Annotated in this window: 25 protein-coding genes; 17 read left to right on the top strand and 8 right to left on the bottom strand. The window is 60.1% G+C overall.

From position 1 onward, the window contains the following. Positions 1-50: 50 nt before the first annotated feature. Positions 51-1,529 (bottom strand): glutamine synthetase family protein, encoded by a 1,479-nt coding sequence (locus V6N02_RS08610; RefSeq protein WP_371225125.1) that lies wholly within the window; start codon positions 1,527-1,529, stop codon positions 51-53. Positions 1,530-1,896: 367 nt separating this feature from the next. Between V6N02_RS08610 and V6N02_RS08605 the strand changes: the two genes are divergently transcribed. The 4 genes from V6N02_RS08605 (at position 1,897) to V6N02_RS08590 (ending at position 5,356) form a co-directional block, all read left to right on the top strand. Beyond that, positions 1,897-2,586: a FadR/GntR family transcriptional regulator gene (locus V6N02_RS08605; RefSeq protein ID WP_371225124.1), complete on the top strand. Its 690-nt coding sequence runs from the start codon at positions 1,897-1,899 to the stop codon at positions 2,584-2,586. A gap of 402 nt (positions 2,587-2,988) precedes the next feature. Beyond that, positions 2,989-4,116 (top strand): 2-trimethylaminoethylphosphonate dioxygenase, encoded by a 1,128-nt coding sequence (gene tmpA / locus V6N02_RS08600; protein ID WP_371225123.1) that lies wholly within the window; start codon positions 2,989-2,991, stop codon positions 4,114-4,116. Continuing rightward, a complete protein-coding gene (gene tmpB / locus V6N02_RS08595) occupies positions 4,113-4,691 on the top strand; it encodes a (R)-1-hydroxy-2-trimethylaminoethylphosphonate oxygenase (protein WP_371225122.1) in 579 nt (192 codons plus the stop codon). The genes tmpA and tmpB overlap by 4 nt, the downstream gene beginning before the upstream one ends. Further along, positions 4,688-5,356, top strand: a complete 669-nt coding sequence (locus V6N02_RS08590; RefSeq protein WP_371225121.1) for an ureidoglycolate lyase — start codon at positions 4,688-4,690, stop codon at positions 5,354-5,356. The genes tmpB and V6N02_RS08590 overlap by 4 nt, the downstream gene beginning before the upstream one ends. 57 nt (positions 5,357-5,413) lie before the next feature. On the opposite strand, the gene V6N02_RS08585 is transcribed toward V6N02_RS08590, so the two are convergent. Then, positions 5,414-6,907: a malonate--CoA ligase gene (locus V6N02_RS08585; protein WP_371225120.1), complete on the bottom strand. Its 1,494-nt coding sequence runs from the start codon at positions 6,905-6,907 to the stop codon at positions 5,414-5,416. 98 nt (positions 6,908-7,005) lie between these two features. On the opposite strand from V6N02_RS08585, the gene V6N02_RS08580 reads away from it, so the two are divergent. Next, positions 7,006-7,929, top strand: a complete 924-nt coding sequence (locus tag V6N02_RS08580) for a DMT family transporter (protein WP_371225119.1) — start codon at positions 7,006-7,008, stop codon at positions 7,927-7,929. A gap of 182 nt (positions 7,930-8,111) precedes the next feature. On the opposite strand, the gene V6N02_RS08575 is transcribed toward V6N02_RS08580, so the two are convergent. Then, positions 8,112-9,437: an NAD(P)/FAD-dependent oxidoreductase gene (locus V6N02_RS08575; protein ID WP_371225118.1), complete on the bottom strand. Its 1,326-nt coding sequence runs from the start codon at positions 9,435-9,437 to the stop codon at positions 8,112-8,114. A gap of 166 nt (positions 9,438-9,603) precedes the next feature. On the opposite strand from V6N02_RS08575, the gene V6N02_RS08570 reads away from it, so the two are divergent. Beyond that, complete coding sequence (locus tag V6N02_RS08570; RefSeq protein ID WP_371225117.1) at positions 9,604-10,284, top strand: GntR family transcriptional regulator; 681 nt, start codon at positions 9,604-9,606, stop codon at positions 10,282-10,284. Positions 10,285-10,509: 225 nt separating this feature from the next. Here the strand turns inward: V6N02_RS08570 and V6N02_RS08565 are convergent, their stop codons facing one another. Further along, positions 10,510-10,734 carry a hypothetical protein gene (locus V6N02_RS08565; RefSeq protein WP_371225116.1) on the bottom strand — a complete coding sequence of 75 codons (225 nt, stop codon included), beginning with the start codon at positions 10,732-10,734 and terminating at the stop codon, positions 10,510-10,512. Positions 10,735-10,778: 44 nt separating this feature from the next. Between V6N02_RS08565 and V6N02_RS08560 the strand changes: the two genes are divergently transcribed. Both V6N02_RS08560 and V6N02_RS08555 read left to right on the top strand, forming a co-directional pair. After that, a complete protein-coding gene (locus V6N02_RS08560; protein WP_371225115.1) occupies positions 10,779-12,176 on the top strand; it encodes an aspartate aminotransferase family protein in 1,398 nt (465 codons plus the stop codon). Then, positions 12,176-12,724 carry a GNAT family N-acetyltransferase gene (locus V6N02_RS08555; RefSeq protein ID WP_371225114.1) on the top strand — a complete coding sequence of 183 codons (549 nt, stop codon included), beginning with the start codon at positions 12,176-12,178 and terminating at the stop codon, positions 12,722-12,724. Before V6N02_RS08560 ends, V6N02_RS08555 begins: the two co-directional genes overlap by 1 nt. 43 nt (positions 12,725-12,767) lie before the next feature. On the opposite strand, the gene V6N02_RS08550 is transcribed toward V6N02_RS08555, so the two are convergent. After that, the gene (locus V6N02_RS08550; RefSeq protein ID WP_371225113.1) at positions 12,768-13,952 is read right to left on the bottom strand and encodes a M24 family metallopeptidase; all 1,185 of its coding nucleotides are present in this window, start codon (positions 13,950-13,952) and stop codon (positions 12,768-12,770) included. A 111-nt stretch (positions 13,953-14,063) separates the two neighbouring features. Beyond that, the gene (locus tag V6N02_RS08545) at positions 14,064-14,519 is read right to left on the bottom strand and encodes an Lrp/AsnC family transcriptional regulator (RefSeq protein ID WP_371225112.1); all 456 of its coding nucleotides are present in this window, start codon (positions 14,517-14,519) and stop codon (positions 14,064-14,066) included. 120 nt (positions 14,520-14,639) lie between these two features. Between V6N02_RS08545 and V6N02_RS08540 the strand changes: the two genes are divergently transcribed. From V6N02_RS08540 to V6N02_RS08505, 8 genes are all read left to right on the top strand, one after another. Next, positions 14,640-16,007, top strand: coding sequence for an aspartate aminotransferase family protein (locus V6N02_RS08540; RefSeq protein ID WP_371225111.1), 1,368 nt, complete (start codon positions 14,640-14,642; stop codon positions 16,005-16,007). A gap of 187 nt (positions 16,008-16,194) precedes the next feature. Beyond that, positions 16,195-17,298: an ABC transporter ATP-binding protein gene (locus V6N02_RS08535; RefSeq protein ID WP_371225109.1), complete on the top strand. Its 1,104-nt coding sequence runs from the start codon at positions 16,195-16,197 to the stop codon at positions 17,296-17,298. Between the two features lie 113 nt (positions 17,299-17,411). Beyond that, complete coding sequence (locus V6N02_RS08530; protein ID WP_371225108.1) at positions 17,412-18,503, top strand: extracellular solute-binding protein; 1,092 nt, start codon at positions 17,412-17,414, stop codon at positions 18,501-18,503. A gap of 97 nt (positions 18,504-18,600) precedes the next feature. Next, positions 18,601-18,897, top strand: coding sequence for a DUF1330 domain-containing protein (locus tag V6N02_RS08525; RefSeq protein ID WP_371225107.1), 297 nt, complete (start codon positions 18,601-18,603; stop codon positions 18,895-18,897). Further along, positions 18,890-20,161: an ABC transporter permease gene (locus V6N02_RS08520; RefSeq protein WP_371225106.1), complete on the top strand. Its 1,272-nt coding sequence runs from the start codon at positions 18,890-18,892 to the stop codon at positions 20,159-20,161. Before V6N02_RS08525 ends, V6N02_RS08520 begins: the two co-directional genes overlap by 8 nt. Positions 20,162-20,166: 5 nt before the next feature. Continuing rightward, on the top strand, positions 20,167-21,378 hold the full coding sequence (locus V6N02_RS08515; RefSeq protein WP_371225105.1) for an ABC transporter permease: 1,212 nt from the start codon (positions 20,167-20,169) through the stop codon (positions 21,376-21,378). Positions 21,379-21,426: 48 nt separating this feature from the next. Continuing rightward, entirely contained in the window at positions 21,427-22,410 is a 984-nt protein-coding gene (locus V6N02_RS08510) for a phosphatase domain-containing protein (protein WP_371225104.1), read from the top strand. 74 nt (positions 22,411-22,484) lie between these two features. Next, entirely contained in the window at positions 22,485-23,912 is a 1,428-nt protein-coding gene (locus tag V6N02_RS08505; protein WP_371225103.1) for an amidase, read from the top strand. Here the strand turns inward: V6N02_RS08505 and V6N02_RS08500 are convergent. Continuing rightward, positions 23,909-24,280 (bottom strand): hypothetical protein, encoded by a 372-nt coding sequence (locus V6N02_RS08500; RefSeq protein ID WP_371225102.1) that lies wholly within the window; start codon positions 24,278-24,280, stop codon positions 23,909-23,911. The two genes, V6N02_RS08505 and V6N02_RS08500, sit on opposite strands and share 4 nt — an antisense overlap. 95 nt (positions 24,281-24,375) lie before the next feature. Between V6N02_RS08500 and V6N02_RS08495 the strand changes: the two genes are divergently transcribed. Next, a complete protein-coding gene (locus V6N02_RS08495) occupies positions 24,376-24,969 on the top strand; it encodes a TetR/AcrR family transcriptional regulator (RefSeq protein WP_371225101.1) in 594 nt (197 codons plus the stop codon). A gap of 4 nt (positions 24,970-24,973) precedes the next feature. Here the strand turns inward: V6N02_RS08495 and V6N02_RS08490 are convergent, their stop codons facing one another. Beyond that, positions 24,974-25,840, bottom strand: coding sequence for a branched-chain amino acid aminotransferase (locus tag V6N02_RS08490; RefSeq protein ID WP_371225100.1), 867 nt, complete (start codon positions 25,838-25,840; stop codon positions 24,974-24,976). Positions 25,841-25,993: the final 153 nt, after the last annotated feature.

Genomic DNA, 25,993 nt, shown 5'->3' with positions numbered 1-25,993 from the left:
AAAAAACGGGCGGCAGACCTTCGGGGCCTGCCGCCCAGAGATGGAAGGCCTCAGGGAAGGCATTCCATGTAGGTGTCGTTGTCCCAATCGGTGACGGTTGCCATGAAGCGGGCATACTCGTCGTACTTGTATTCGTGGAACAAGCGATACATTTCGCCGGGCAGACCGCGCTGCACGACTTCACTCTTCTCGAGGTATTCAAGCGCCTCTCCCAGAGACATCGGCAGTTTCTTGACCTGCTTGCCGGCCTTGATGGCCTCGTAGATGTTGCGCTCTTCGGGCTGACCCGGATCGAGCTTGTTGTCGATGCCGTCATCCATGGCCGCCAGCAGGGTGGTGCCCATCAGGTAGGGGTTCACCATACTATCGACCGAGCGGTACTCGAAGCGACCCGGGGCCGAAACGCGCAGACCGGTGGTGCGGTTCTGGAAGCCCCAATCCGCGAAGATCGGTGCCCAGAAGCCGGTATCCCACAGGCGGCGATAGGAGTTCACCGTCGAAGACCCGATGGCCGTCAGGGCCTGCAGGTGGTGGACCACGCCGCCGATCGCCTCAAGCCCTTCTTTACCGGGCATCTGCGGATCGTCGTCGTCGGGCATGAAGGTGTTTTCGCCACCTTTCACATACATGTAGTTATCGGCCATGCCGGGCAGATCGTCGGGATCGTTGCCGCATTTCACGAACTGATCCTCGCCGCCGCGCCAGAGCGACATGTTATGGTGACAGCCCGAGGCCGACACGCCCATGAACGGCTTGGTCATGAAGCAGGCGAAGATGCCATTTTCACGCGCCACCTGGGCACAGATCTGGCGATAGGTGGTCAGACGGTCGGCGTTGCGCAGAACGTCGTCGAACATCCAGTTCAGTTCCAATTGACCCGGCGCATCCTCGTGGTCGCCCTGGATCATATCCAGTCCCATGGCACGGGCATAGCGGATCACCTGCATCGAAACGGGGCGCAGCGATTCAAACTGGTCGATGTGATAGCAGTAAGGCTTGGAGTAGCCGTCTTTCGGCTTGCCGTTCTCGTCAAACTTCAGCCACATCATTTCCGGCTCGGTGCCGATGCGCAGGCTGCGGCCATGCTTGGCTTTGAATTCCTCATGCATGCGGCGCAGGTTGCCGCGGCTGTCTGACGTCAGGTAGCCACCCGGATTTTCCTTTTCCTCACGGTTGCGGAACAGCGTGCAGTAGAAGCGGCCGATTTCCGGCGCCCAGGGCAGCTGCATGAAGGTTTCCGGCTCGGGGATACCGACCAGTTCGGCGGCCTCGGGGCCATACCCCAGATAGTTGCCGGCGCGGTCGGTGAACAGGTTCACAGTGGCGCCGTAGACCAGCTGGAAGCCCTTCATGGCGATGGCTTCCCAATGGTCGGCGGGAATGCCCTTGCCCATGATCTTGCCGGTGACCGACACAAATTGCAGGTAGAGATATTCGATGCCCTTGGCATCAATCATCTTGCGGACTTCTTTGATTTTCTCGGCCCGTCCGGGCGCTTCTACAAATCTTTCAAGATCGGTTTCGGCCAAAGGTACTCTCCCTGATAGATGCCGGTCCGGGTCTGACGCCGGTTGCGGCGGTTGGTATTATGATCCCCGAAGACAGACCTGAACGATGCGGCACGGGGGTTGCCACGATCGGTCTGAAACAAATGAATTGCTGCTGAGGACAGGCTGGCTGGTGTCGTGAAGAAGCTGAAATGCGACTTGAGACAAAACCATTCTGATGATCCTTGCGGCAGCTAGGTGGATGCATCTTTCCGTGAAATGATGCTAGGATGGCTAAAGTTTTTCTCTGAACGCGCCAAAAGTCAACCACTTTTGATCCAAAAGGGCCTTTTCTGTTGCAAAACATAACTAATTGGTATATTATTGGTACAAACTTGGAGATTTCCGAATGACCGCACAATTTGAGCAGAAACTGGGCGCGACAGATATCGCAGCATTGGTTCGGCGCGAAATTTCAAAGGGAAATCTGCAACTTCACGACCGATTGCCCCCCGAGCGGGTTCTGTCCGAACGCTATGGCGCGGCACGCGGCACGGTGCGCAAAGCGCTGATGCAGCTGGAAGAGGAAGGATTCGTGGAAATCCGCCCAGGCAGCGGCACCTATGTGGTGCACAAGCCCGACGACACGGCCGCCTCGGCCGTCGAAAACGCCACGCCGCTGGAATTGATGGACACCCGATTCGCGCTGGAGCCGCATATTTGCAGACTCGCGGTGCTGCATGGGCGGCGGGCCGATTTCGACCTTTTGGAAACCCTGTGCACCAGAATGGAAAACTGCCTTGGCGATCCGATGGCCTTTTCCGAGGCGGACACGGCGTTTCACCGGGCGCTTGTGGATTCCACCCGCAACGGGTTGCTGATCTGGATCATCGACCAGATCGGCAATGTGCGCGGGCAGGATGACTGGACCCGTATGCGCCACCTGACCCTGGATGAGGCCACGATCACCACCTACAACGCCCAGCACCGCCAGATCCTGAACGCGATCCGCACCCGAGAGCCGGAACGCGCGGCCAATATCATGAAAGAGCATCTTGAGACGGCGCGCCTGTCCCTGACACGGGCGGCCGCGACGTAGGATGGGGGGGTCGGCTCTGAGCCTTTTGCGGTTATTAAGCTAAGCCGTGCGATGGCCAGACCGCGGGGTGGCGACCCGACCTTTGTGCAGAGCACTTTATGGCAGTCAAATCCGCAAAAGATCACCGCGTTGCGCCTCCCTTGCCAAATCGCCAGCCCTTGCGGGCGGTCTGGCGATCGCGCGGCGGCTTCGCCTTGATTCCGCGCGGGGGCAATGCCGGCTCCGTCCCGCAAAGCAGACCTTTCAGTACCATGCGGGCAGTGGTCATCATCCGCCCCCATAACCGGAATGCGACGAGAAATTGTCGCTTTCAGGCATAGTAGAGCGTCGCCTTTCGCGAAGACCGAAGGGCGGCGCTTTTGCATGATGGACAGATGATCTATCGCAGCAAGAGGCTATGACATGCAGGTTTCGATCATTGATGACGGGCGCGCCATTGCGCTGAACGACACGCGATTTCATGCCATCTGGCTGCGCGATAATGCGCCTGATCCGGCCACGCGTGATCCCGGGAATGGTCAGCGATTGATTGCCTTGCGCGATATCCCGGCTGACACGGTGGTGAGTGCCGCCGAGATATCTGGCGACGCCGTGCAGATCACGTTCACCCCCGAGGACAAGACCGTCACCTTCGAGGCCGCGTGGCTGATGGATCATGCCTATGACCGCGCCGAACACTCGGCCGCCGGCTGGACCGCGCCCGGGATTGAGACGTGGGACAATGCCCTGTCTGGCTCCATCCCCGAGGCCGATTTCAACGCCGTCACCCAGGACCGTACCGCGCGGGCAACATGGCTGGGCGGGGTGGCGCGCTATGGGTTTGGCAAGCTGACCGGCGGGCCGGTTGAGGATGGCGCGCTGACGCAAGTCGCCGATCTGTTCGGCTATATTCGCGAAACCAATTACGGCAAATGGTTCGAGGTTCGCACCGAGGTGAACCCCACCAACCTCGCCTTCACCGGCCTTGGCCTTCAGGCCCATACCGACAATCCCTACCGCGATCCGGTGCCCACGGTGCAAATTCTCTATTGCCTCGAAAACTCGGCCGAGGGGGGCGAGAATATGGTGGTGGACGGCTTTGCCTGTGCCGAGCGGCTGCAGGCAGAAAATCCACGCGGGTTTGACCTGCTCAGCCGCTATTGCGCGCGGTTTGAATATGCCGGAAGCGATGGTGTCTGCCTGCGCTCGCGCCGCCCGATGATCGAACTGGCGCCTGATGGTGAAATGATCGGCGTGCGGTTCAACAACCGTTCGGCCGCCGCCATCACCGATGTGCCGTTTGACGAAATGGAGGACTATTACGCCGCCTATCGCCGTCTGGGCGAGATCATTGATGACCCGCAGATGGAAGTGACGTTCAAACTGTCACCGGGCGAGTGTTTCATCGTCAACAACACCCGCGTTCTGCATGCGCGCAAAGGCTATTCCGGCGAAGGCAGCCGGTGGTTGCAGGGGTGTTATGCAGATATGGACGGGCTGCGCTCGACCCATGCGGCATTGGTACAGGAATTGGGAGTGGCCGCAGAATGAGCCTGGATCGGACAACAATCGTCGCCTTTCTGGCGGATATCTTTGAGCGGCGCGGCGGCGAGGAATACCTGGGCGAGCCGGTCACCATGGCCGAGCACATGCTGCAAGGCGCGACGATTGCCGAGAAGAACGGACAAAGCGAAGAGATCATCGTGGCGGCACTATTGCACGATATCGGGCATTTCACGTCTGAATTCGGCACGTTCTCGATGGACGACACCGAAGACCGGTATCACGAGGAAGCCGGGGCGGAAGTGCTGGAACAGTTCTTTCCCTCCATTGTGACGGATTGCGTGCGCTATCACGTTGCGGCCAAACGCTACTTGTGTGCGACCAAGCCTGCCTATTTCAACCGGTTGAGCGAAGCATCCGTGCATTCGCTGAACCTGCAAGGCGGCCCGATGCGCGACGACGAGGTTGCAGAGTTCGAGAAGAACCCAAACCTGAAGGAAATTGTCGCGGTGCGCTACTTGGACGATGCGGGCAAGATCGCGGATATGGACACACCCGGTTTCGCCCATTTCGCACCGATGGTGCAGCGGGTGGTCGATACCCATTGTAAAACTGTCGCATGAGTGCCCCGGAATATCTTTTTGAGGCCGCCAGCAAGCCGTCTCTGCCCTGGCACGAGGTGCCGCTGATCCGCGCCACTGACGCCACGCTTTCAGGGTATGGCTGTCTGGTAGACGACCCTGATACGTTCGAGATCGAGATCACCCGCTGGCCGCAGCAGGGCTGGCGGCCCATCGACGATGGCACCGGCGACGAAGGAGGCTACGTCGAGGGAACGTTCAAATGCGATTGGCGCGGTGATGTTCTTTATGGCGAGAACGAAGCCGTTAAGGGCCGGTATGTTCTGGGCTGGTCAGCTGATCCGCAAAAGGCACGCACAGACCGGCCAACAGCGCCCCGCGACCAGGTGCTGCTGTGGCACATGAATTATCACCCTGATGGCGGGCAGATGTTTTATCCTCTGGACGGCCAGCCCTTTATCGTCCCGGCAGCGCTTCCCGGTGACAACCTGTCGCCCGACAAGGTGGTGGCATTCTGGAGCGATGGCACGAAGGGGATCTATATCCACGCCGGGATCTGGCACGAGGGTGTGTTCCCGGTTGGCGACAGCGGGCGCTTTCTGGACAGGCAGGGCGCGGTGCACGCCCGTGTCAGTGCAGATATCGGACAGGAGTTCGGCGTTTACCTGTCATGCCCTTTGGATATTTCGAAACTGCGCGAGGTTTAAGGACATTCGCATGAGCTTACTTTGATCGAGATTTCTCGTGCGAAAATTTTTTGGATGTCACCCCTCAAAAAGCTCCTGATAGGTGTCGCGCAAGGCCTTTTTCTGCACCTTGCCCATCGTGTTGCGGGGCAGTTCCGCGAGAAAGATCATCTGTTTTGGCTGTTTGAACCTTGCCAGCTTATCTGACAACGCGGCGGTGACATCGGCTTCGGTGATGGTATCCTCATCGCGCACGATCACCGCCACAACCGCCTCGCCGAAATCGGGGTGCGGTACGCCGATGACAGCGCTTTCCAGAACGCCCGGCATATCGTCGATCACGCTTTCAACCTCTTTGGGATAGATGTTGAACCCGCCTGAAATCACCATGTCCTTTTCACGCCCGACGATGGTGACATAGCCGTCCTTGTCCTGGAAACCCTGATCCCCGGTGATGAACCAACCATCGGTCCGCAGCTCTTCGGCGGTTTTCTCGGGCATCTGCCAATAGCCCTGAAACACGTTCGGCCCGCGCACTTCGATCACGCCAATCTCTCCGGGTTCGACAGGCACCCCGTTCGCCATGACCTGCAGTTCCACGCCAGGCAGGGGAAGACCGACCGTGCCGGGACGCGGATCGTTCAGAGGGTTCGAGGTGTTCATGTTGGTTTCGGTCATGCCGTAGCGTTCGATCACGGTGTGGCCGGTGGTGGCTTGCCACTTCTCATGCGTGTCCACCAGCATCGGGGCCGAGCCCGAGATGAAGATGCGCATGTTCGCTGCCGCCTCGTGCGTCAGGCCGGGGTGATCCAGCAGACGGGTGTAGAAGGTCGGCACGCCCATCAGAGCGGTGGCACGGGGCATGGCGGAAAGGATCGCGTCGGCATCAAAGCCGGGCAGGAAGTGGACAGACGCGCCGGCCAGAAGCGCCACATTGGTGGCGACAAACAAGCCGTGGGTGTGAAAGATCGGCAGGGCGTGGATCAGAACATCCTGATCCGTGAACCCCCAGACCTGCCGCAGTGTCTCGGAATTCGAGGCAAGATTTGCGTGGCTCAGCATCGCCCCTTTCGAGCGCCCCGTGGTGCCCGAGGTATAGAGGATCGCGGCCAGATCGTCCGGCCCCCGGGGCGCGGCGACAAAACCCGATTGGGATTGGGCCGCACGCATCAGGCTGCCTGTGCCGTCGCCCGCCAGCGTCAGCAACGTGGCATCCGTCAGTGGTGCAATTTCGGCCTCGCGCGCCGGGTCGCAAACCACGATGCGCGGCGTGGCATTGCCAAAGAAATAGCCCAGCTCGGCCCCGGTATAGGCGGTGTTGAGCGGCAGGAAGATACCCCCCGCCATCACCGTGCCCAGATAAAGCTGTACCGCTTCAAGCGATTTGGACACTTGTACAGCAACGCGGTCGCCCGGGGTCAGGCCATTCGCCACCAAGGCCGCCGCAATCCGCTCGGCCCCGGCGAACAGATCACCATAGCTGAGATCGGGTGCGCCGGGGCGGGTGGCAAAGCACGTGTCGGGTGCACCCACCGAAGACAGGCGGTGAAGCAGGTGATTGTCTTGATACATGTGCAGCCCTCGTCCTTGATGCCCCATTTGCCAAAGCGGAAGGCGGATATGCAAGGCCTGCGATTGACCTTTGGCGCAACAGGGCGCAGCAATAGCGCATGCAACCGATCAAGGGCATTGCCCTGAAACTCTGTGCCGTGGTGTTGTTCATCATCATGGCCTCACTGATCAAAGCGGCCTCGGAGGATGTACCTCCGGGCGAGGCGGTGTTTTTCCGCTCGTTCTTTGCCATTCCGGTGATCCTGGCATGGCTGTGGTGGCGCGGGGATTTGCGGACCGGATTGCGTGTGACCTCGCCCAGCAGCCATTTCTGGCGGGGGTTCGTGGGCACGGTGGCGATGGGATTGGGCTTTGCGGGCCTCGGCCTGTTGCCCCTGCCCGAGGTGACGGCTTTGGGCTATGCCGCGCCGTTGTTGACGGTCGTGTTTGCCGCGATGTTCCTGAACGAGAAGGTCGGGATTTTCCGGATCAGCGCCGTCGGATTGGGTTTGGCCGGCGTGTTGATCGTTCTGTCTCCGCGCCTGACAGCGTTCAACAGTGCAACGGTTGAAACGACCCAAGCCTTGGGGGCGGTCCTGGTTCTGATGGGCGCAATGTGTGCGGCATTGGCACAGATCTACATCCGCAAGATGGTGGCGACCGAACAGACCAGCGCGATCGTGTTTTACTTCTCGCTGACCTCGACGCTGTTATCCCTGCTGACCCTGCCTTTTGGCTGGGTGTGGCCGGAAGCCTGGGCGTTGGTCTGTCTGGTTCTGGCCGGGCTGATCGGTGGGACGGCACAGATTTTCCTGACCTCAGCCTATCGGTTTGCCGATGCGAGCGTCGTGGCGCCGTTTGATTATGCCTCGATGATCTTTGCGCTGATCATCGGGTATCTGGTGTTCGACGAGGTACCGACCCGGAGCATGCTGATGGGGGCCGCCCTGGTGATTTTGGCCGGGATCATCATTATCTGGCGCGAACGCCGGTTGGGGCTGAAACGCGGCGCGGCAAGGGCGATCAAAACGCCGCAGGGGTGATAAAGAGGGCCAGCGCCGGACCGTGGGGTGGCGCCTCAACATTCATGTGGTGCACTTTATGCCTGCAAAACTCGCATACCCTATCTGCCGAGTACCGAGCCTCGCCAAAGCGCCAGCCCGGCGGGGCGGTCCGGCGCTGGCCCGGCGGCCTACGGCCTTGATTCCGGGCTGGGTGCTTCTTCTCACTCTCCGCGCAGCCAGGCAAAGGCGTAGACCGGCCAGAAGGTGGCCCGGCGGAACCGGCCCAGCGGGATTTTCCCGTGCGGTTTCTGCATGATTTTGGGGTGCAGCCGCGCGCCTGAGCGCCCGAGCATCTGATCAGCGATCAGCGCGCCGGCATAGCTGCCCATCGCCACACCGTTTCCATGATAGCAGAGCGAGGTCCACGCCCCCGGCATTTCCGGGATCGGCCCGGTATAGGGGGTCAGATCGCTGGAAAGCGCCACCAGACCGTGCCAGTTATAGGGCGTCTCAACATGCGCCCAATGGGGGAACATCGTCTCGAAATCCTTGCGGATCTTGCGGTTCATCCGGGCATCCGCAGCGGTTGAGCTGAACAGCCCGCCGCGCATGCCAAACAGCATCCGTTTGTTGGGCATCAGGCGGAAGTAATGCAGGAAGAAGCGATCATCATAACTCATCTGGTGGGTGGACCACCCTTGCGCACCGATCTCGTTGTCACTCAGCGGACGGGTGACGATGACGTTGGTTTGCGTGGGCAGGTACCGCCCGGCCATCCATTTCGGCAGATCGTCCGAGGAATAGGCGTTGGTGGCCACCACAAGGCGTTTTGCGCGCACCGTGGCACTGGGCGTTTTGAGGGTGAACCCATCGTTTTGATCAATATGCAGAACCGGCGAGTGCGACGAGATGCGCCCGCCGGCCTTGGCCACCTCGGCAGCCAGTCCCAGCGTGTATTTCAGAGGGTTGAGCGCATAGCCAATCGGCGTGGTCAGCGCCGCATGAAACGGGCCATTCATGCCATTCTCGGCCAGCTTGTCCTTGGGTATGAACGTGCTTGAGACACCCAGATCACGCTCGACGCTTTCGGCGATGTCGTGAAGGTTGCGAATGGCGTCTTCGGTATGGGCATGCACCGTCTCGCCCTCGGAATGGGTGCCGCAGTCGATGCCGCGCTCGGCGATCAGGGCCTGGGCGTATTTGACAGCCTCATATTCGCCAAGCCGAAATTCCAGCCGCGCCGCCTCGCCGTAAGCGCGGCGCATCATACTGTCCGAAGCCTTGGCCCCGCCGAGGCAGCAGAACCCGCCATTGCGCCCGGATGCGCCCCAGCCGGGAGTCTGTGCTTCAAGCACGATCACATCCTCGCCCGCCTCAGACAGATGCAGCGCCGCGTTCAGCCCGGTGAAGCCTGCGCCGATCACAGCGACATCGGCCCTGAACTCACCCTGGACGGCGGGGTAGTCGGGCGTGTCGATGGTCGAGGACCAGTAACACTTCTCGCGCGGGGCCTCGCCGTAGGCATGGGCGGGAAAGACACGTTTCATAATGGGATCACGTCCTGTTCTGGGTCTGCGCTCTCGGTCATCGAGGGATCACAGATCAATGCGTGGATTTGATCAAAACTTTCAAAACATGGCAATATGGTAATGAAGCCGCGCAGCCGTTAGAGTTGCCGTGCACAGATATCACCTACCGGAGGGACCGCCCCATATGGCCGAAGCCGCACACGCCTCAGACACCCCCGATCCACAGCCCCATCGCCTGCCCGCCCACGAGTTGATTTACAGGCAGCTGCGCAATCTGGTGCTGTTTGGCGATCTGGCCCCGGGACAGGCCGTGACGATCCAGGGGCTGACCGACAGGCTGGGGGCGGGCATGACGCCCGTGCGCGAGGCGATCCGGCGGCTGATCTCGGAAGGGGCGCTGGAATTTCAGGGCAATCGCCGGGTTAGTGTGCCGGTTCTGAGTGCGGACAATATCAGCGAGCTTATTCTGGCGCGGCAATGGCTTGACCCGCATCTGACACTGCGCGCCACGCAGCGCGCCAGCCTTGAGGACCTGGATCAGCTGACCGCGCTGGACCAGGATCTGGATAATGCCATTTCAACCGGGGATCTGCGGGCTTATCTTGAGCTGAACTACCGTTTTCACCAACATATCTATCGCATCGCCGACGCCCCGATCCTGGCCGACCTTGCCGAAGGGTTGTGGCTGCGCTTTGGCCCGTCTTTGCGGGTGGTTTGTGGGCGGATGGGCACCCAGAACCTGCCCGACAAACACAAGGACATGCTTGAGGCCATGCATGCCCGCGATGCCGAAGGCGCAGCCCGCGCGATCCGCGAGGATGTGATTCAAGGGATGGAACAGGTGCGTCACTCGCTGGAGGGGTAAGCGGCCTTTAGGTCAGGCAGGAATGGCTGCTTTGCGGGACGAAGCGGACATTCGCCATGCACCAGCCACCGGAGGCCAACGTCAGCCCCTGGGGTGGCGACCCACCATTTGCTTCGAGGCGCTTTATGGTTGCAAAACACATCCACAGAACGAAAGCAGCGCCTGTGTCAGAGTAATCGCCAGCCCAAGGGAGGGGCTGACGATGGCCGGGCCGCTGCGCGGCTGTTAACCGGCTGGGCGCAGAACAGCGACGACCGCAAAGGGCTCAAAGCTGACTTTTACGCCGCCGAAGTTACGATAAAAGCCAGATGAAGGCTTTGCCGGACAAAGCGGGCGTTCCGGCAAGGCGCGCGGGGGGATGACCGTAATGGGCGCACAGCCGCAGTGAGATTTGAGAAACCCGCAGGCTTCGATTGACCCCTCAATAATTTGATCATATTCTGCGCGCATGGGCCAAAACCGGCCTTTTCCATCCTGTCAGAAAGGGTCGCCCCATGGCCATGATCACCAACCACATGCCCACCGCCGAATTGCAGGCACTGGACGCCGCGCATCATTTGCATCCCTTCACCCATGGGGCCGATCTGGCCGCGAAAGGCGCACGCGTTATCACCCGCGCGCAAGGCACCACGCTGACCGACAGCGAGGGCAACCAGTTTCTGGATGCGATGGCGGGCCTGTGGTGTGTGAACCTGGGCTATGGGCGCACCGAGCTGGCCGAGGCTGCCGCGCGCCAGATGGCCGAGCTGCCCTATTACAACACGTTCTTCCAGACCACCCATGTGCCCGGCATCGCGCTGGCCGCGCGCATTGCCGAACTGACACCGGGCGATCTGAACCATGTGTTTTTCGCCAGTTCCGGGTCAGAGGCCAATGACACCAATATCCGCCTGGTGCGCACCTATTGGCAGGAAAAGGGACAGCCGGAGAAGAACATCATCATCAGCCGCAAGAACGCTTATCACGGGTCATCCGTGGGCAGTGCCTCGCTTGGTGGAATGGCGGCGATGCACGCACAAGGCGGGCTGCCGATCCCGGATATTCACCATATTGATCAGCCCTATTGGTGGGGTGAGGGCGGCGATATGAGCCCCGACGAGTTTGGCCTGCAGCGTGCCCGTGCACTGGAAGAGGCGATTGAGCAGCTGGGCGCGGATCGTGTGGGGGCGTTTATTGCCGAACCCATTCAGGGGGCGGGTGGTGTGATCATTCCGCCGGCGACCTATTGGCCCGAGATTCAGCGTATCTGCAAAGAGCATGACGTCCTTCTGATCGCCGACGAGGTGATCTGTGGGTTCGGCCGGACCGGCAATTGGTTCGGCAGCCAGACCTTTGACATCACACCCGACATCATGACCATCGCCAAGGGCCTCAGCAGTGGGTATCAGCCCATCGGCGCGTCGGTGATCACCGATGAAATGGCCAGCGTGATCGACAATTGCGAGTTTGCCCATGGCTATACCTATTCGGGCCATCCGGTGGCCTGTGCCGTGGCGCTGGAAAACCTTCACATTCTGGACGAAGACGGCATTGTCGAATGCGCGGGTATCGAAACCGGGCCCTATCTGGCCGAGAAATGGGCGACGCTGAACGATCATCCGCTGGTGGGCGAGACGACAATTGTGGGGTTGATGGGCTCTCTTGCACTTACCCCGCATAAGGAAAGCCGCGCCAAGTTTGCGGCCGAGGCCGGCACCGTTGGCGCGATTTGCCGCGACGCGTGTTTTGCCAACAACCTGATCATGCGCGCCGTGGGCGACCGGATGGTGATTTCCCCTCCGCTTGTCATCACCAGGGACGAAGTGGACACGCTGGCCGAGCGGGCAATGCGGGCGCTGGATGCCACCCATAAACGCCTGACGGATGAGGGGCTGATGAAAGCCGCCAGCTGATGGGCTTTGATGCCCAACCCGAGCTGGAGGGCGCGACACTCCGGTTGCGCCCGCTGCGCGCCGAGGATCGCGAGGCCCTTGCCATGGCGGCCAGCGATCCGGCCACATGGGCCGGGCATCCAGTCAAGAACCGGCATGAACGGGCCGTTTTCGATCCGTACTTTGACATCCTGCTGGCCAGTCAGGGCACGCTGGTTGTGATCGACAAGGCCAAGGACATGGTGATCGGGTGTTCACGCTATTACCAGCCGCCGACGCGGCCCGGTACGATTGCCATCGGATACACTTTTCTGATGCCCGCCTATTGGGGCGGGGTTACGAATTTCGAGATGAAGACACTGATGCTGGATCACGCATTGGAGCAGTATGACGAGGTCTGGCTGGATATTGGCCCGGACAACATCCGCTCGCAAAAGGCGACCTTGAAACTGGGGGCCAGGAAGGTGTTTGAAGGTCGGCTGGATCTGGGGACCGGGCGGGAGGATGATTACTTCAGCTACACCCTTTCACGCGCCGATTGGGAGGCCACGAAAGCGGCCAAAGGATAAGCGCCCAGCCCGGTTAACAGGCCGCAGGCCCCGGGCCATCGCTCTAATCCTTCACAAACAGTTTGCGGGGCATATCGCAAAACGCCTGTGCCGGGCCGTCTTCAGTGATCAGGATCGTCTCGGTCGTCTCCAACCCCCAGCTGTCCATCCAAAGCGCGGGCATGAAATGGAACACCATGCCGGGTTCCAGAACGGTTTCGTCCTCGGTACGGATCGAGGCGGTGCGTTCGCCCCAATCGGGGGGGTAGCTGAGGCCGATGGGATAGCCCATGCGCCCTTCGCGTTTGATCCCGTGTTTGGCCAGAACCTCCATGAACGCATTGGCAATATCACAGGTGCGGTTGCCCGCGCGGGCGGCGTCCAGCCCGGCCTCGATCCCCTCAATCTGAGCCTTTTCGGCCTCCAGCATATCTGCAGGAGGCGTGCCAAGGAAAACCGTCCGGCAGAGCGGTGCGTGATAGCGGCGATAGACGCCGGAGAGTTCAAAGAACGTCGCCTCGCCCGTTTTCATCGGGGCGCCGTTCCACGTCAGATGCGCGGCGGTGGCATCCTCGCCTGAGGGCGTCAGCGGCAGGATCGCCGGATAGTCGCCCCAGATGTCATCGACCCCGGTGATCCCGGCGTGGAAAATATCGGCGACCAGATCATTTTTGCGCACCCCCGGCGCGGCGCGATCAATTGCGGTTTGCACCACTTTTTCTGAAATGCGGGCCGCCTTGCGGATGAAAGCGATTTCCTCGTCCGATTTGATCAGCCGCTGCCAGTTCACCAAAGCGGTGGCATCCTGGAACTTTGCCTGGGGCAGTTCGGCGGTCAGAACCGCGTGGGCCTTGGCGGAGTAATAGTAATTCTCCATCTCGACACCGATGCGCGCATTTTCAAACCCGCGCGCCCGGATATGCCCGGCCAGATCCTGCATCGGGTGGCGCACGGTCGATTGCACATAGTGATCGCCATACCCCAGGATATGCTCATCGCCCATCCAGCAGGTGCGCCGCCCGCCCAGCATGTCCATGTAGCGCCCCCACCAGATCGGCGACCCGTCCATGGACACCAAAACCCCCTGATGCACATAGAAGGACCAGCCGTCATAGGCGGTCAGCCACGCCTGATTGGACGGATCGGTGACAAAGAGCAGGTCGATCCCGGCCTCGGCCATCGCGGCCCGGGTCTTGACCAGACGGCGGTCAAATTCGGATTGGGAAAAGGGCAGGTCTTTATCGGACATGTTGATCTCTTTAATTGGGGTGGCTTCATTCAAGAGAGCCGGTTTGCCCCCAGATTGCCCCAACATTCGCGCCGTTGCACGTCGCTTTTGGACATCGGGCACTCGGTCGGATCATTCCAGCGGAACGGTCATCCCGGTCTTGACCACGTCCATCACGATATTGCTTTGAAAGCGCCGGATGAACTTGCTTTCAAAAAAGTACCTGTGTGTAAAACGTTGGTATTCAGCGATGTCCTTGACCAGCACCAGCAGAATAAAGTCGGCATCCCCGGTCGTGTAATAGCATTGCTGCACATTGGGAGAGGCGCGCATCTCGGCCTTGAACGCCTCAAGTTCATGCAGGCTTTCGCGTTCCAGCGTCACCTCGACAATCACGCGCATGGGATAGCCGAAAGCCTCGGGCTCAAGGATGGCGACTTCGGCGGTGATGCTGCCACTGTCGCGCAGTTTGCGCAGGCGTTTGTGAACGGCGGCCGGGGACAGGGCTACCTTCTGCGCAATCGCTTCTGCGGTCGCACGACAGTCCTTCTGAAGCAGTTCAAGGATTCGGCGATCAAACTGATCCATTCTAATTTCTCTACCATAGCGGACTAAATTATCCATTTTCTATCGCATCAGAAATAACTTGGGAAGTATTTCAGCCAGATTGACCGATAGGGTATCGGCCACGAAGCAAGAGAGTTGCCCATGCTGAAAAACGACCGACTGGATGAATGGGATCGCGAGAATTTCTTTCATCCCTCCACGCATCTGGCCGAGTTCGCCCGCGGCGAGCTGGCCCAGCGGATCATCACCGGGGGCACGAATTGCCATATCGAAGATCGCGATGGCAACCGGCTGCTGGATGCGTTTGCCGGGCTTTACTGTGTAAACGTCGGCTATGGCCGCCCCGAGATTGCCGAGGCGATTGCCAAGCAGGCCAAGGAACTGGCCTATTACCATGCCTATGTGGGCCACGGGACGGAGGCCAGCATCACCCTGGCGAAGATGATTCTGGACCGCGCACCGGATCACATGAGCAAGGTTTATTTCGGCCTGTCGGGCAGTGATGCGAACGAGACCAACGTCAAGCTGATCTGGTATTACAACAACATCCTTGGTCGGCCCGAAAAGAAGAAGGTCATCAGCCGGTGGCGGGGCTATCACGGCTCGGGGCTGGTGACCGGGTCGCTGACCGGGCTGGAGCTGTTTCACAAGAAATTCGATCTGCCGCTGGCGCAGGTGATCCATACCGAGGCGCCCTATTACTTCCGCCGGGCCGATCTGGACCAGAGCGAGGCAGAGTTCGTGGCCCATTGCGTGGCCGAATTGGAGGCACTGATTGAACGGGAAGGCGCGGATACGATTGCCGCGTTTATTGGCGAGCCGGTTTTGGGCACGGGCGGCCTGGTGCCCCCGCCAGAGGGCTATTGGCCCGCCATTCAGGACGTGCTTGAGAAGCACGATATCCTGCTGATCGCCGATGAGGTGGTGACGGGCTTTGGGCGACTGGGCACGATGTTTGGCTCGGATCATTACGGGCTGAAGCCGGACCTGATCACCATCGCCAAGGGGCTGACCAGCGCCTATGCGCCGCTATCCGGCTCGATTGTGAGCGAGAAGATGTGGGCGGTTCTGGAACAAGGCACGGATGAGAACGGCCCGATTGGCCATGGCTGGACCTACTCCGCGCACCCCATCGGGGCCGCTGCCGGGGTGGCGAATCTGACCCTTCTGAATGACCTGAACCTGATTGAGAACGCCAAGGAGGTGGGCCATTACCTAAACGCGGCGATGACGGAGGCGTTGGGCGAGCACGCCCATGTGGGTGATATCCGGGGGGAGGGGATGCTGTGCGCGGTCGAGTTTGTAAAGGACCGCGAGACGCGCAGCTTTTTTGACGCAAGTGAAAAGGTCGGCCCACAGATCGCCGCCGCATTGGCTGCGGAGGGTGTTATCGGGCGGGCCATGCCACAGGGCGATATCCTGGGGTTTGCGCCACCGTTCTGCCTGACCAGAGCCGAAGCCGATGAGGTGGTGGGCAAGACACAAAAGGCGGTTCAATCGATTCTCTGATGCCAACCGATTCGCACCTTTTTTCTGCCGTTTTATCAACGCCAAAGCGGCGGGGGCGCTGCATTCACAGGCGCAAAACAGGGAATCGGGACCGATCCCGACGACTCTTCTTGCATCGTATGAGAATTCACGGTCTATTCCGGGCCGAACGCAGATCAATCTGCGACACATAAACGGGGAGCCTGCTTTGGCAGAAACCAATTCCAACGACGCGTTCGTCGCTTTTGAACGTGTGCAGAAAAGCTATGACGGTGAAGTTCTTGTCGTCAAAGATCTCAATCTTGACATACCCAAGGGTGAATTCCTGACCATGCTGGGGCCCTCGGGCTCGGGCAAGACGACCTGCCTGATGATGCTGGCCGGGTTTGAAACGGCCACCCACGGCAAAATCCTGCTGGACGGGGTGAGTATCAACAACATCCCCCCGCATAAGCGCGGCATCGGCATGGTGTTCCAGAACTACGCCCTGTTTCCCCATATGACGGTGGCCGAGAACCTGTCCTTCCCGCTGGAAGTGCGCAAGATCGGCAAGTCCGAGCGCGAGGGAAAAGTGAAGCGCGCGCTTGATATGGTGGAGATGGGCGATTTCGGGGGCCGCCGTCCCGCGCAGCTGTCCGGTGGACAGCAGCAGCGGATCGCGCTGGCCCGTGCGCTGGTGTTTGAGCCGGAACTGGTTCTGATGGACGAACCGCTGGGCGCATTGGACAAACAATTGCGCGAAAAGATGCAGTTCGAGATCACCGACCTGGCCCATAACCTGGGCATCACCACGGTCTACGTGACCCACGACCAAACCGAGGCGCTGACCATGTCAGACCGTGTTGCCGTGTTTGACGATGGCCGCATTCAGCAGATTGATCCACCCGACGAGCTGTATGAAAGCCCGCAGAACAGTTTCGTGGCGCAGTTCATCGGCGAGAACAACACGCTGGAAGGCACCGTGAAAGAGATCAACGGCGAGATTGCGCTGGTCGAGCTGGACGATGGCGAGCTGATCGACTGCAAACCTGTCAATGTCAGCCAGCCGGGCGAGCGCACGCTGGTGTCGATCCGCCCCGAGCGGGTGGAATTTGACAAATCGCGCCTGAAAGAAGGCACCCACACGGTGAAGGCCGAGGTGTTGGAATTCATCTATATGGGTGACATCTTCCGCACGCGGCTGCGCGTGGCCGGGAATGACGATTTCATCATCAAATCGCGCAACGCCCCCGATCAGACCCGCCTGAAACCCGGCGAGCATATCGAGATCGGTTGGCTGCCCGAGGATTGCCGCGCGCTGGACGCGGTCTAGGATTAACAGCATTCGCCTGCCCTGGCAGGCGAGTTAAACGAGGCCTTGTTGCTCCGACCCGTAGCGCAAAGCCCGAACCACTCAAAAACGGGACAACAATTGGGAGACCAAACATGAAACTGACAAAAACACTGCTGGCCACAACCGCCCTGACGGTCGCCGCAGGTGCTGTGGCCGCTGATGAAATGACCATCGTGTCATGGGGTGGCGCATATACCAAATCGCAGGTGAATGCTTACCACGAGCCCTATATGGAAAAGACCGGCGTTACCATCATCAATGATGACAGCGCCGCCGAAGCCGTGGCCAAGCTGCGTGCGATGAACGAAGCCGGCAACGTCACATGGGATGTGGTTGACGTGGTCGCCGCAGACGCGATCCGCCTGTGCGACGAAGGCCTGGCGATGGAAATCGACCCTGACACCATGCTGGCACCCGCGCCTGATGGCACGTCCGCCTCGGAAGATTTCGGCGACCTGCTGGTCAGCGACTGCTTTATCCCGCAGATCGTGTACTCGACCACGTTCGGTTATCGCACCGATATGGTGGGCGACACACCTCCGACCGAGGTCTGCGCCGTCTTTGACACCGAAACCTATCCCGGCAAACGCAGCCTGGAAAAGCGCCCGATCAACAACATGGAATGGGCCCTGCTGTGTGACGGTGTTGCCAAGGAAGACGTCTATGACGTTCTGGCCACCTCTGAGGGTCAGGATCAAGCCCTTGCCAAGCTGGACACCATCAAGGACGACGTGATCTGGTGGTCTGCCGGTGCCGACACGCCGCAACTGCTGGCCGATGGCGAAGTTGTTATGGGCTCGACCTATAATGGCCGTCTGTTCAGCGTGATCGAAGAGCAGAACCAGCCCGTCGCCATGCTGTGGGACGCGCAGGTGTTCGACCTTGACGGCTGGATCATCCCGACCGGTCTGAGCGAAGAGCGCACCAAGCGCGCGCTGGACTACATCTACTTCGCCACCGACACGCAGCGTCTGGCGGATCAGGCCAAGTGGATCAGCTATGGCCCCGCGCGCGCCTCGTCGGCACCGCTGGTTGGTCAGCACGCAGATCTGGGCATCGACATGGCACCGCACATGCCGACCGATCCGGAAAACGCCAAGAACACGTTCCTTTATAACTACGAGTTCTGGGCCGATTACCGCGATGACATCGACGCCAAATTCCAGGCGTGGTTGGCACAGTAATCGCCATTCGGGCGCGCGGGTATCTCGCGCGCCCGACATCATTGAGTGCGGGCTGCATGTATGGCCCGCACCACACTGACAGGGACGAAACCACATCATGCCCAAGGGCTATATTATCGGACATATCACGGTGAACGATCCTGAGGCCTATCAGGAGTACATCGACAAGGACACGCCTATCCTGCTGGGGCTTGGCGGTCGCTTTGTTGTCCGGGGCGGGCAATCCGAGACGGTCGAGGGCGAGACCCTGAATCGTCATGTGGTGATTGAATTTCCCAGCTACGCCGCGGCGAAGGCCGCGTATGATGATCCGGACTACCAGAAGGTGGCCGAGATCCGCAGGCGCACCGCCGACAGCGTGATCATATTGGTCGAGGGGACCGCAGATGAGTGATGCAACACAATCCGGCCCGGTCTTGGCCGCCGACGGTACGCCGCTGAAACGCAGCCTGTCACGCGCCTTGCGCCAACAAAAAATGCGGGCAATGCTGTTGATTGCCCCACTTCTGCTGTTTGTTCTTTTGTCCTTCATCTGGCCGATCGCGGTGATGCTGTTCCGCTCGGTCGAGAACGATATGGTCGCCGACACGCTGCCACTGACCGTGGTTGAGCTGAAGGCATGGGATTCCGAGGCGGGCGAATTGCCGCCTGAATCGCTTTACGCCGCCTTTGTCGCGGACATGATCATTGCGATTGAGGAGAAGAAACACACCCGCCTTGGCACCCGGCTGAATTACGAAAGCACGGGCATGTCCTCGCTGTTTCGCAAATCGGGCCGACAGATCAAGAAGCTGGACCCGGTGGCCGATGCCCCGTTCAAGGACAAGCTGATCGAGATCGACAAGGATTGGGGCGAGGTGGAAACCTGGCGCCAGATCAAGACGCATTCCCCGCGCATCACCAACGGGTATTTCCTGAACGCCATTGATATGCAGCGTTCGCCCGAAGGGGCCGTGGCGCAACCCGAGAACAAGAAGATCCTGATCCAGCTGTTTATCCGCACCCTGATCATGTCACTGATCATCACCGGGTCCTGTATTCTGCTGGGCTATCCGATTGCCTGGATTCTGGCAAACCTGCCGATGCGCACGGCCAATCTGTTGATGATATTGGTGCTGCTTCCGTTCTGGACATCGCTGTTGGTGCGCACCTCGGCGTGGAAAGTGTTGTTGCAACAACAGGGGGTGATCAACGACATCCTGGTCTGGCTGGGTGTTCTGGGCGATGCCAACCGGCTGGTCATGATCAACAACCAGGCCGGCACGATCATCGCGATGACCCACATCCTTCTGCCTTTCATGATCCTGCCGATGTATTCGGTGATGCAGACCATTCCGCCCACCTATCTGCGGGCGGCGAAATCGATGGGAGCCACCAACTGGACGGCTTTCTGGCGGGTCTATTTCCCACAATCGGTCCCCGGGATCGGCGCGGGGTCGATCCTCGTCTTCATCCTGTCGATCGGCTATTACATCACGCCGGAAATCGTCGGCGGCACCAAGGGCGTGTTCATTTCGAACCGGATCGCGTACCACATTTCCAGCTCGCTCAACTGGGGCCTCGCGGCCGCTTTGGGGGCGATCCTGCTGGCGGTCGTGCTGTTGCTCTACTGGTGTTACGACAAGATCGTCGGCATTGATAACGTGAAGCTGGGGTAACGGATATGGCTGCACTCACTCCGATTTCACGTAAACCGCAATCCCTGGTTCTTCCCATCGTGGCCGCCGCGGGCGCCTTTGTGGGCCTGTTCTTTGGCACGGCCAACGGCTCGGGCCTGATGGGTATGGTCGGCGGCGCGGTGCTGACCGCCGGGATGGCCTGGGTCTATATCAATGTGCTGAAGAACGAGGCGATGGCCCGCTGGGTCTCTCTGGCGATTGCCATTGTGCTGTGTTTCTTCCTTGGCGGCATTCCCGGCATCGTGCTTGGCATCATCTTCGGGCTGTTCTTCTGGTGGTTCATCTACTGGCTCTATGAAGGGCGATACCGCGCCCGGTTGCTGCCCTATCTGACACCGGGACAGGTGCTGTGGCACTATGGTTTCCGGATCATTTGCGGGCTGATCTTCTTCTTCCTGGTTTCGCCGCTGGTGCCGGTCATGTGGCTGAGTTTCAATGCGCAGGACTTCTTTACCTTCACGCCGGAAATGCTGCGGTTTGATCCCGAGGGCTATTCGCTCAAGCATTACCAGGACTTTTTCACCAATAATGAATGGCAGCGCAGCTTTAAGAACTCGCTGATCATTGCCCCAATCGCGACGATTATTTCGGTGACACTGGGCACGCTGGCCGCCATCGGCCTGTCGCAATCCCATGTGCCCGGACGGCGCGCGATCATGGCGGTCCTGATTTCACCGATGATCGTGCCACTGATCATCTCGGCCACCGGCATGTTCTTCTTCTATTCGGATATCGGCAATTTCCTTGAGGGCACTGTTGGCCTTAGCAAGAACTTCGTGGGGTATATCAAGGTGATCCTGGCTCACGCAGTGCTGGGCATTCCCTTCGTGATCATCACGGTGACAGCCACCCTGGTGGGTTTTGATCGCTCGCTGACACGGGCGGCGGCCAATATGGGCGCGGACCCGGTGACCACCTTCTTCCGGGTGCAAATGCCGCTGATCCTGCCGGGCGTGATCTCGGGCGGGTTGTTCGCCTTCATCACCTCGTTTGACGAGGTGGTCGTGGTGCTATTCGTCGGTTCGGCCTCTCAGAAGACCCTGCCGTGGCAGATGTTCACCGGCCTGCGCGAACAAATCTCGCCCACCATTCTGGCGGTGGCGACGATCCTCGTGGTGATGTCGATTGCCTTGCTGACAACGGTCGAATTGCTGCGCCGCCGGTCCGAGCGGTTGCGGGGGATGTCACCCGGCTAAGCCCCGCAACATCTGGAACAAACGCCTGAGCAAAGCGTTGGAGGGGTGATGTCAGTCAAGTCTTCCCTTGCCGCCCTGTTGCACCCGATTGAAAAGCGGTTCGACCGGTTGACGCATCGCCGTCGTCAGGCGGGCACACAGGTGATCGAGCCCTATGACGGCTATGAAACACCCGAGGGCGTGATTCTGCGCGGCCGTGTCCTGAGCGAGTTACGCCGGGGCACGCCGAAAGACAACCGTGGCTGGTTCGATAATCTGCGCGAGATGCTGTCGCTGTTCCTGACCTCGGAAGTGGCACAGGTGCGGGTGGCGACGGTCGATGGGGGCATCGAGGCGATCAGCGATGAGGAAGGCTATTTCACCCTTGTGATCAGCGATGCGACCGCCATCGCGACCCATGTCGATGTGCATCTGCCCGCGCGTCCCGACGTGCCGCCTGTGTCGCTGCCGGTCTATCGCGCCTTGCCGGGGGCCGAGTATGGCGTGATCTCGGACATTGACGATACGATGCTGGAAACCGGGGCCTATTCGCTGGCCCGCAACCTGTGGACGTCGATGACGGGCAACGCCCTGACGCGGCGGGTGTTCCCTGATGCGGTCGCACTGATGCAGAAGCTGCATGACGACAGGAACCCTGTGTTTTATGTCAGTTCGTCCCCGTGGAACCTGTTCGATTTCCTGCAACAGATTTTCCGGCGACACGGGCTTGTCATGGGGCCGATGTTCCTGCGCGACCTGGGGATCTCCAGCACGCAATTCGTCACTGGCACCCATGGCGATCACAAGGGGGCGGCGATTGACACGATCCTGGCCGCCAACCCTGATCTGCCCTTTGTCCTGATCGGTGATACCAGTCAACATGATGCGCATGTCTATCTGCACGCGATCCAGCGCCATCCCGGGCGGATCACACGGGTCATCCTGCGCCAGCCCGGCCCCGGCCCGGACGCCAAAAGCCTCGCGTCGATGGAGGCGATCCGGGCGGCAGGTGTGCGGCTGGACAGTGCGCCGGATTACAGCAAGCTGCTGTGAGCCCTGCGCGCTTGATCGAAACCCCATCGCCCCCTAGCGTGAGGCAAGCCGCCTAAGAACAAGGAGCGCCCCCGGTGAGTGATCTATCCCTTTGTTACCTCAGCGCCAGCGAGGCGATTGCCCTGTTCAAGGCGCGCAAGCTGTCACCCGTGGAATTGATGAAGGCGGTGATTGACCGCGCCGAGGCGGTGGAGCCCACGGTCAATGCCTTTGCCGACACCTATTACGACGAGGCGATGGAGGCCGCCAAGAAGGCCGAGGCGCGTTATGCCAAGCCCGGCGCGCGGCTGCGCCCGCTGGAAGGGCTGTCGGTTGCCATCAAGGATGAGAACAAGATCAAGGGCAAACGGACCACCTCCGGCTCGTTGATCATGGAGCATTCGGTGGACGCCACCACGTCGCTGAGTGTTGAGCGGATCATCAAGGCGGGTGGGATCGTGCATGCCCGGTCCACCGCGCCGGAATTTGCCTGTGCCGGGGTGACCCATTCCAAGCTGTGGGGCGTGACGCGCAACCCGTGGAACCCGGAGTATACGACGGGCGGGTCATCCGGGGGGGCTGGCGGATCACTGGCCGCGGGCACCACCACGCTGGCCAATGGATCGGACATCTGGGGCTCAATCCGGATGCCTGCGTCCTGCTGTGGGGTGCTGGGCTTCAAACCGCCTTATGGACGGGTGCCCGAAGACCCGCCCTTTAACCTTGATTACTATTGCCACGAAGGGCCGATGGCGCGCAGCGTGGCCGACCTGTCGCTGCTACAAAACGTCATGGCCGGACCGCATCCGATGGATATCACCACGGTGCGCCCCAAACTGAGCATCCCGAAGGAGCTGAAGCCCATCAAAGGATGGAAGATCGCCTATTCGATGGACCTCGGCTATTTCGAGGTAGACCCGGAAGTGGTGCGCAATACCGAGGCCACGCTGGCGATGCTGCGCGATCTGGGGGCAGAGGTGGAAGAGGTTGATGTGGGGTGGAGCCACACCACGCTGACCGGCGCGTCGAACTATCTGGGCCATATCTTTGGCAACACGCTGGCCGCGATGCTGCCGCGCCACCGCGATCAGATGACCAATTACGCGCGCTCCTTTGCCGAGTTTGGCCAATCCACCACGGCGGCGGATTTCCTTGAATCAAAGAACATCCTGAACGAGATGTACGCGACCATGGGGCCGATGCTGGAGAAGTATAACGCCTTCATCTGCCCAACCATGCCCACCGCCGCCGTGCCCGCCGATTACGATCCGGGCGTCGACCGTTTCGAGATCAACGGCAAAGAAGTGCACCCGGTCTGGGGCTGGACCATGACCTATCCGTTCAACATGCTCAGCCGCTGCCCTGTGATGAGCGTGCCCAGTGGGTTCGCGTCAAACGGTGTCCCGACTGGCGTGCAGATCGTGGCGCGCACCTATGACGACGTGGCCGTGTTCCGCATCGCCGCCGATCTGGAACGGGTCCGGCCGATGTATCGCGGGGCCGGTCAGTATCCAACGCTTTAAACCTGCGCCTCTGTGCGGGTCGTCAGGGCATAGACAATGGCAAGCACGGCAAGCTGACTGGCGATCACTGCAATCCAGATGTCGGGGAAAGCCGCGTCAAAGTATTTCTGTGGTCCAAAACTGAGCAAGGCACATACGGCGCTGAGACCCGCAAAAACGCGCCCCGCGCGAAGGGTTGATAACCGGATGGCGCAGAGGGCAAGCCCGATGGACACCGCCAGAAATGGCGGCATAGCAAAGAGTGGGATCGTTCTTGGGGGATGCGGTTCAACCCCGAAATAGAGCGAGGCCAGCATCGCCCCCTGAACCACCGCCAACATCGTACAGGCGGTTTCGATAGTGTGTGATTGAGGGGTATGGGATGTCATGTTTACTGTCCTGCGCTTATCCGTACCAATGGGTACGCCTTGTACCGTACCCATTGGTACACTAGAGTCAAGGCAGTTTTGGAAAGAGGCGTGTGATGGCACCAGAGACTGACCCCAATGCAGAACGGCGCAAGGCCATCCTGGCCGCAGGTCTGGAGGTTCTGATCGAAGAGGGCTGGCGCGCCACATCGATGATTGCCATTGCCCGCAAGGCCAGCGCCAGCAAAGAGACGCTGTATAACTGGTTCGGCGATAAGGCCGGGTTCTTTGGCGCGTTGATCCGCGAAAACGCCCAAGGGTTGGATCGGGCCCTGCCCTCTGACTTCGCGGCCATGTCACTGGAGGACGGCTTGCAGGCCTTTGGCGAGGAATTTCTGGGGCTGATCACGGGCGACGCCTCGGTCGCGATCAACCGCGCAGCGATTGCCGAGGCCGGTGGGGACGCCAGTTTGGGGCACACCTTGCTGGCCGAGGGGAAGGCCAGATCGATGCCCAAGCTGGCGCAATGGCTGTCGGCCCATCTGCAGTTGGAGCACCCGACCGACGCCGCCGAGCGTTTTGTGGTGCTGGTCAAGGGCGAGGCGCAACTGGAACGTCTGTTGGGTGTTCGCCCGCCCCTGACCCAGAAAGACATCACGGCGCAGGTAACCCGCGCCGTGACTGATTTTCTAAAGATTTATCGGGGCTGACAGATCAGCTGCGCACCAGTTTCTCATACCCCTCGGCAATCTCGCGGGTCAGGGCACCGACCTCGAAATTGTAATCGCCGATCTGGCCGACAGGGGTGACCTCGGCGGCGGTGCCGGTCAGCCAGCATTGCTCGAAGCTTTCCATTTCTTCGGGCATGATGTGGCGCTCATGCACTTTGACCTGACGGTCTTTCAGCATGCCGATCACGGTCTGACGCGTGAGGCCGTTGAGAAAGCAATCGGGGTCGGGCGTATGCACTTCTCCATCCTTGACGAAGAAGATATTGGCACCCGTCGCCTCGGCCACGTAACCACGGTAATCCATGAACAGCGCGTCGGAACAGCCCTTGGCCTCGGCCGCGTGTTTGGAGGTGGTGCAGATCATGTAGAGACCGGCCGCCTTGGCATGAACCGGGATGGTTTCCGGGCTGGGGCGTTTCCATTTGGAGATGTCGAGCTTGGCACCCTTCATCTTGGCGTCGCCATAATAGGCGCCCCATTCCCAGGCGGCGATGGCCAGATGGACGGGGTTGCGCGCCGACGCGACACCCATGTCTTCGCCCGCACCACGCCAGGCAACGGCGCGCACATAAGCGTCGGTATGGCCATTGGCGATCAGAACTTCCTGCTTGGCGGCCTCGATTTCGTCCACGGTATAGGGGATCTGGAAATCGAGTTCGCTGGCCGAGAAATGCAGACGCTCGGAATGTTCGCGGCTTTTGAAAATCTTACCGTTATAGCAGCGCTCGCCCTCGAACACCGAAGAGGCATAGTGCATGGCATGGGTCAGGATGTGTACGTTGGCCGCACGCCAATCAATCAGCTTGCCATCCATCCAGATCTGACCGTCACGATCGTCATATCCTGCCATTTTACCACTCCTCCGCATCTGAGAATTTGCATTTGTTGCGCAAGATACGTCCGTTGCGGACATAAAATTACGCAGAAACTGCGATTCGCTACCAGTTCATCCTTGGAATGTCAACAAAGCTGACGTATTGTGACAGGGAACACGCGAGGATTG

Origin of the sequence: Roseovarius conchicola (assembly GCF_041403425.1) — a bacterium.
Taxonomy (GTDB): Bacteria; Pseudomonadota; Alphaproteobacteria; order Rhodobacterales; family Rhodobacteraceae; genus Roseovarius; species Roseovarius conchicola.
The sequence above is the reverse complement of the archived record's forward strand: the minus strand, read 5'-3'. Positions and strand labels throughout refer to the sequence as shown.

Bases quoted from the DNA above. Each gene is read 5' to 3' on its own strand.
- V6N02_RS08590 (WP_371225121.1), top strand. From the start codon at position 4,688: ATGAGTGCCCCGGAATATCTTTTTGAGGCCGCCAGCAAGCCGTCTCTG.
- V6N02_RS08550 (WP_371225113.1), bottom strand. From the start codon at position 13,952: ATGTCCGATAAAGACCTGCCCTTTTCCCAATCCGAATTTGACCGCCGT.
- V6N02_RS08565 (WP_371225116.1), bottom strand. From the start codon at position 10,734: ATGCGCGCAGAATATGATCAAATTATTGAGGGGTCAATCGAAGCCTGC.
- V6N02_RS08515 (WP_371225105.1), top strand. From the start codon at position 20,167: ATGGCTGCACTCACTCCGATTTCACGTAAACCGCAATCCCTGGTTCTT.
- V6N02_RS08585 (WP_371225120.1), bottom strand. From the start codon at position 6,907: ATGTATCAAGACAATCACCTGCTTCACCGCCTGTCTTCGGTGGGTGCA.
- V6N02_RS08545 (WP_371225112.1), bottom strand. From the start codon at position 14,519: ATGGATCAGTTTGATCGCCGAATCCTTGAACTGCTTCAGAAGGACTGT.
- V6N02_RS08540 (WP_371225111.1), top strand. From the start codon at position 14,640: ATGCTGAAAAACGACCGACTGGATGAATGGGATCGCGAGAATTTCTTT.
- V6N02_RS08510 (WP_371225104.1), top strand. From the start codon at position 21,427: ATGTCAGTCAAGTCTTCCCTTGCCGCCCTGTTGCACCCGATTGAAAAG.
- V6N02_RS08490 (WP_371225100.1), bottom strand. From the start codon at position 25,840: ATGGCAGGATATGACGATCGTGACGGTCAGATCTGGATGGATGGCAAG.
- V6N02_RS08580 (WP_371225119.1), top strand. From the start codon at position 7,006: ATGCAACCGATCAAGGGCATTGCCCTGAAACTCTGTGCCGTGGTGTTG.
- V6N02_RS08500 (WP_371225102.1), bottom strand. From the start codon at position 24,280: ATGACATCCCATACCCCTCAATCACACACTATCGAAACCGCCTGTACG.
- V6N02_RS08520 (WP_371225106.1), top strand. From the start codon at position 18,890: ATGAGTGATGCAACACAATCCGGCCCGGTCTTGGCCGCCGACGGTACG.
- V6N02_RS08575 (WP_371225118.1), bottom strand. From the start codon at position 9,437: ATGAAACGTGTCTTTCCCGCCCATGCCTACGGCGAGGCCCCGCGCGAG.
- V6N02_RS08525 (WP_371225107.1), top strand. From the start codon at position 18,601: ATGCCCAAGGGCTATATTATCGGACATATCACGGTGAACGATCCTGAG.
- V6N02_RS08555 (WP_371225114.1), top strand. From the start codon at position 12,176: ATGGGCTTTGATGCCCAACCCGAGCTGGAGGGCGCGACACTCCGGTTG.
- tmpA (WP_371225123.1), top strand. From the start codon at position 2,989: ATGCAGGTTTCGATCATTGATGACGGGCGCGCCATTGCGCTGAACGAC.
- V6N02_RS08495 (WP_371225101.1), top strand. From the start codon at position 24,376: ATGGCACCAGAGACTGACCCCAATGCAGAACGGCGCAAGGCCATCCTG.
- tmpB (WP_371225122.1), top strand. From the start codon at position 4,113: ATGAGCCTGGATCGGACAACAATCGTCGCCTTTCTGGCGGATATCTTT.
- V6N02_RS08530 (WP_371225108.1), top strand. From the start codon at position 17,412: ATGAAACTGACAAAAACACTGCTGGCCACAACCGCCCTGACGGTCGCC.
- V6N02_RS08605 (WP_371225124.1), top strand. From the start codon at position 1,897: ATGACCGCACAATTTGAGCAGAAACTGGGCGCGACAGATATCGCAGCA.
- V6N02_RS08560 (WP_371225115.1), top strand. From the start codon at position 10,779: ATGGCCATGATCACCAACCACATGCCCACCGCCGAATTGCAGGCACTG.
- V6N02_RS08570 (WP_371225117.1), top strand. From the start codon at position 9,604: ATGGCCGAAGCCGCACACGCCTCAGACACCCCCGATCCACAGCCCCAT.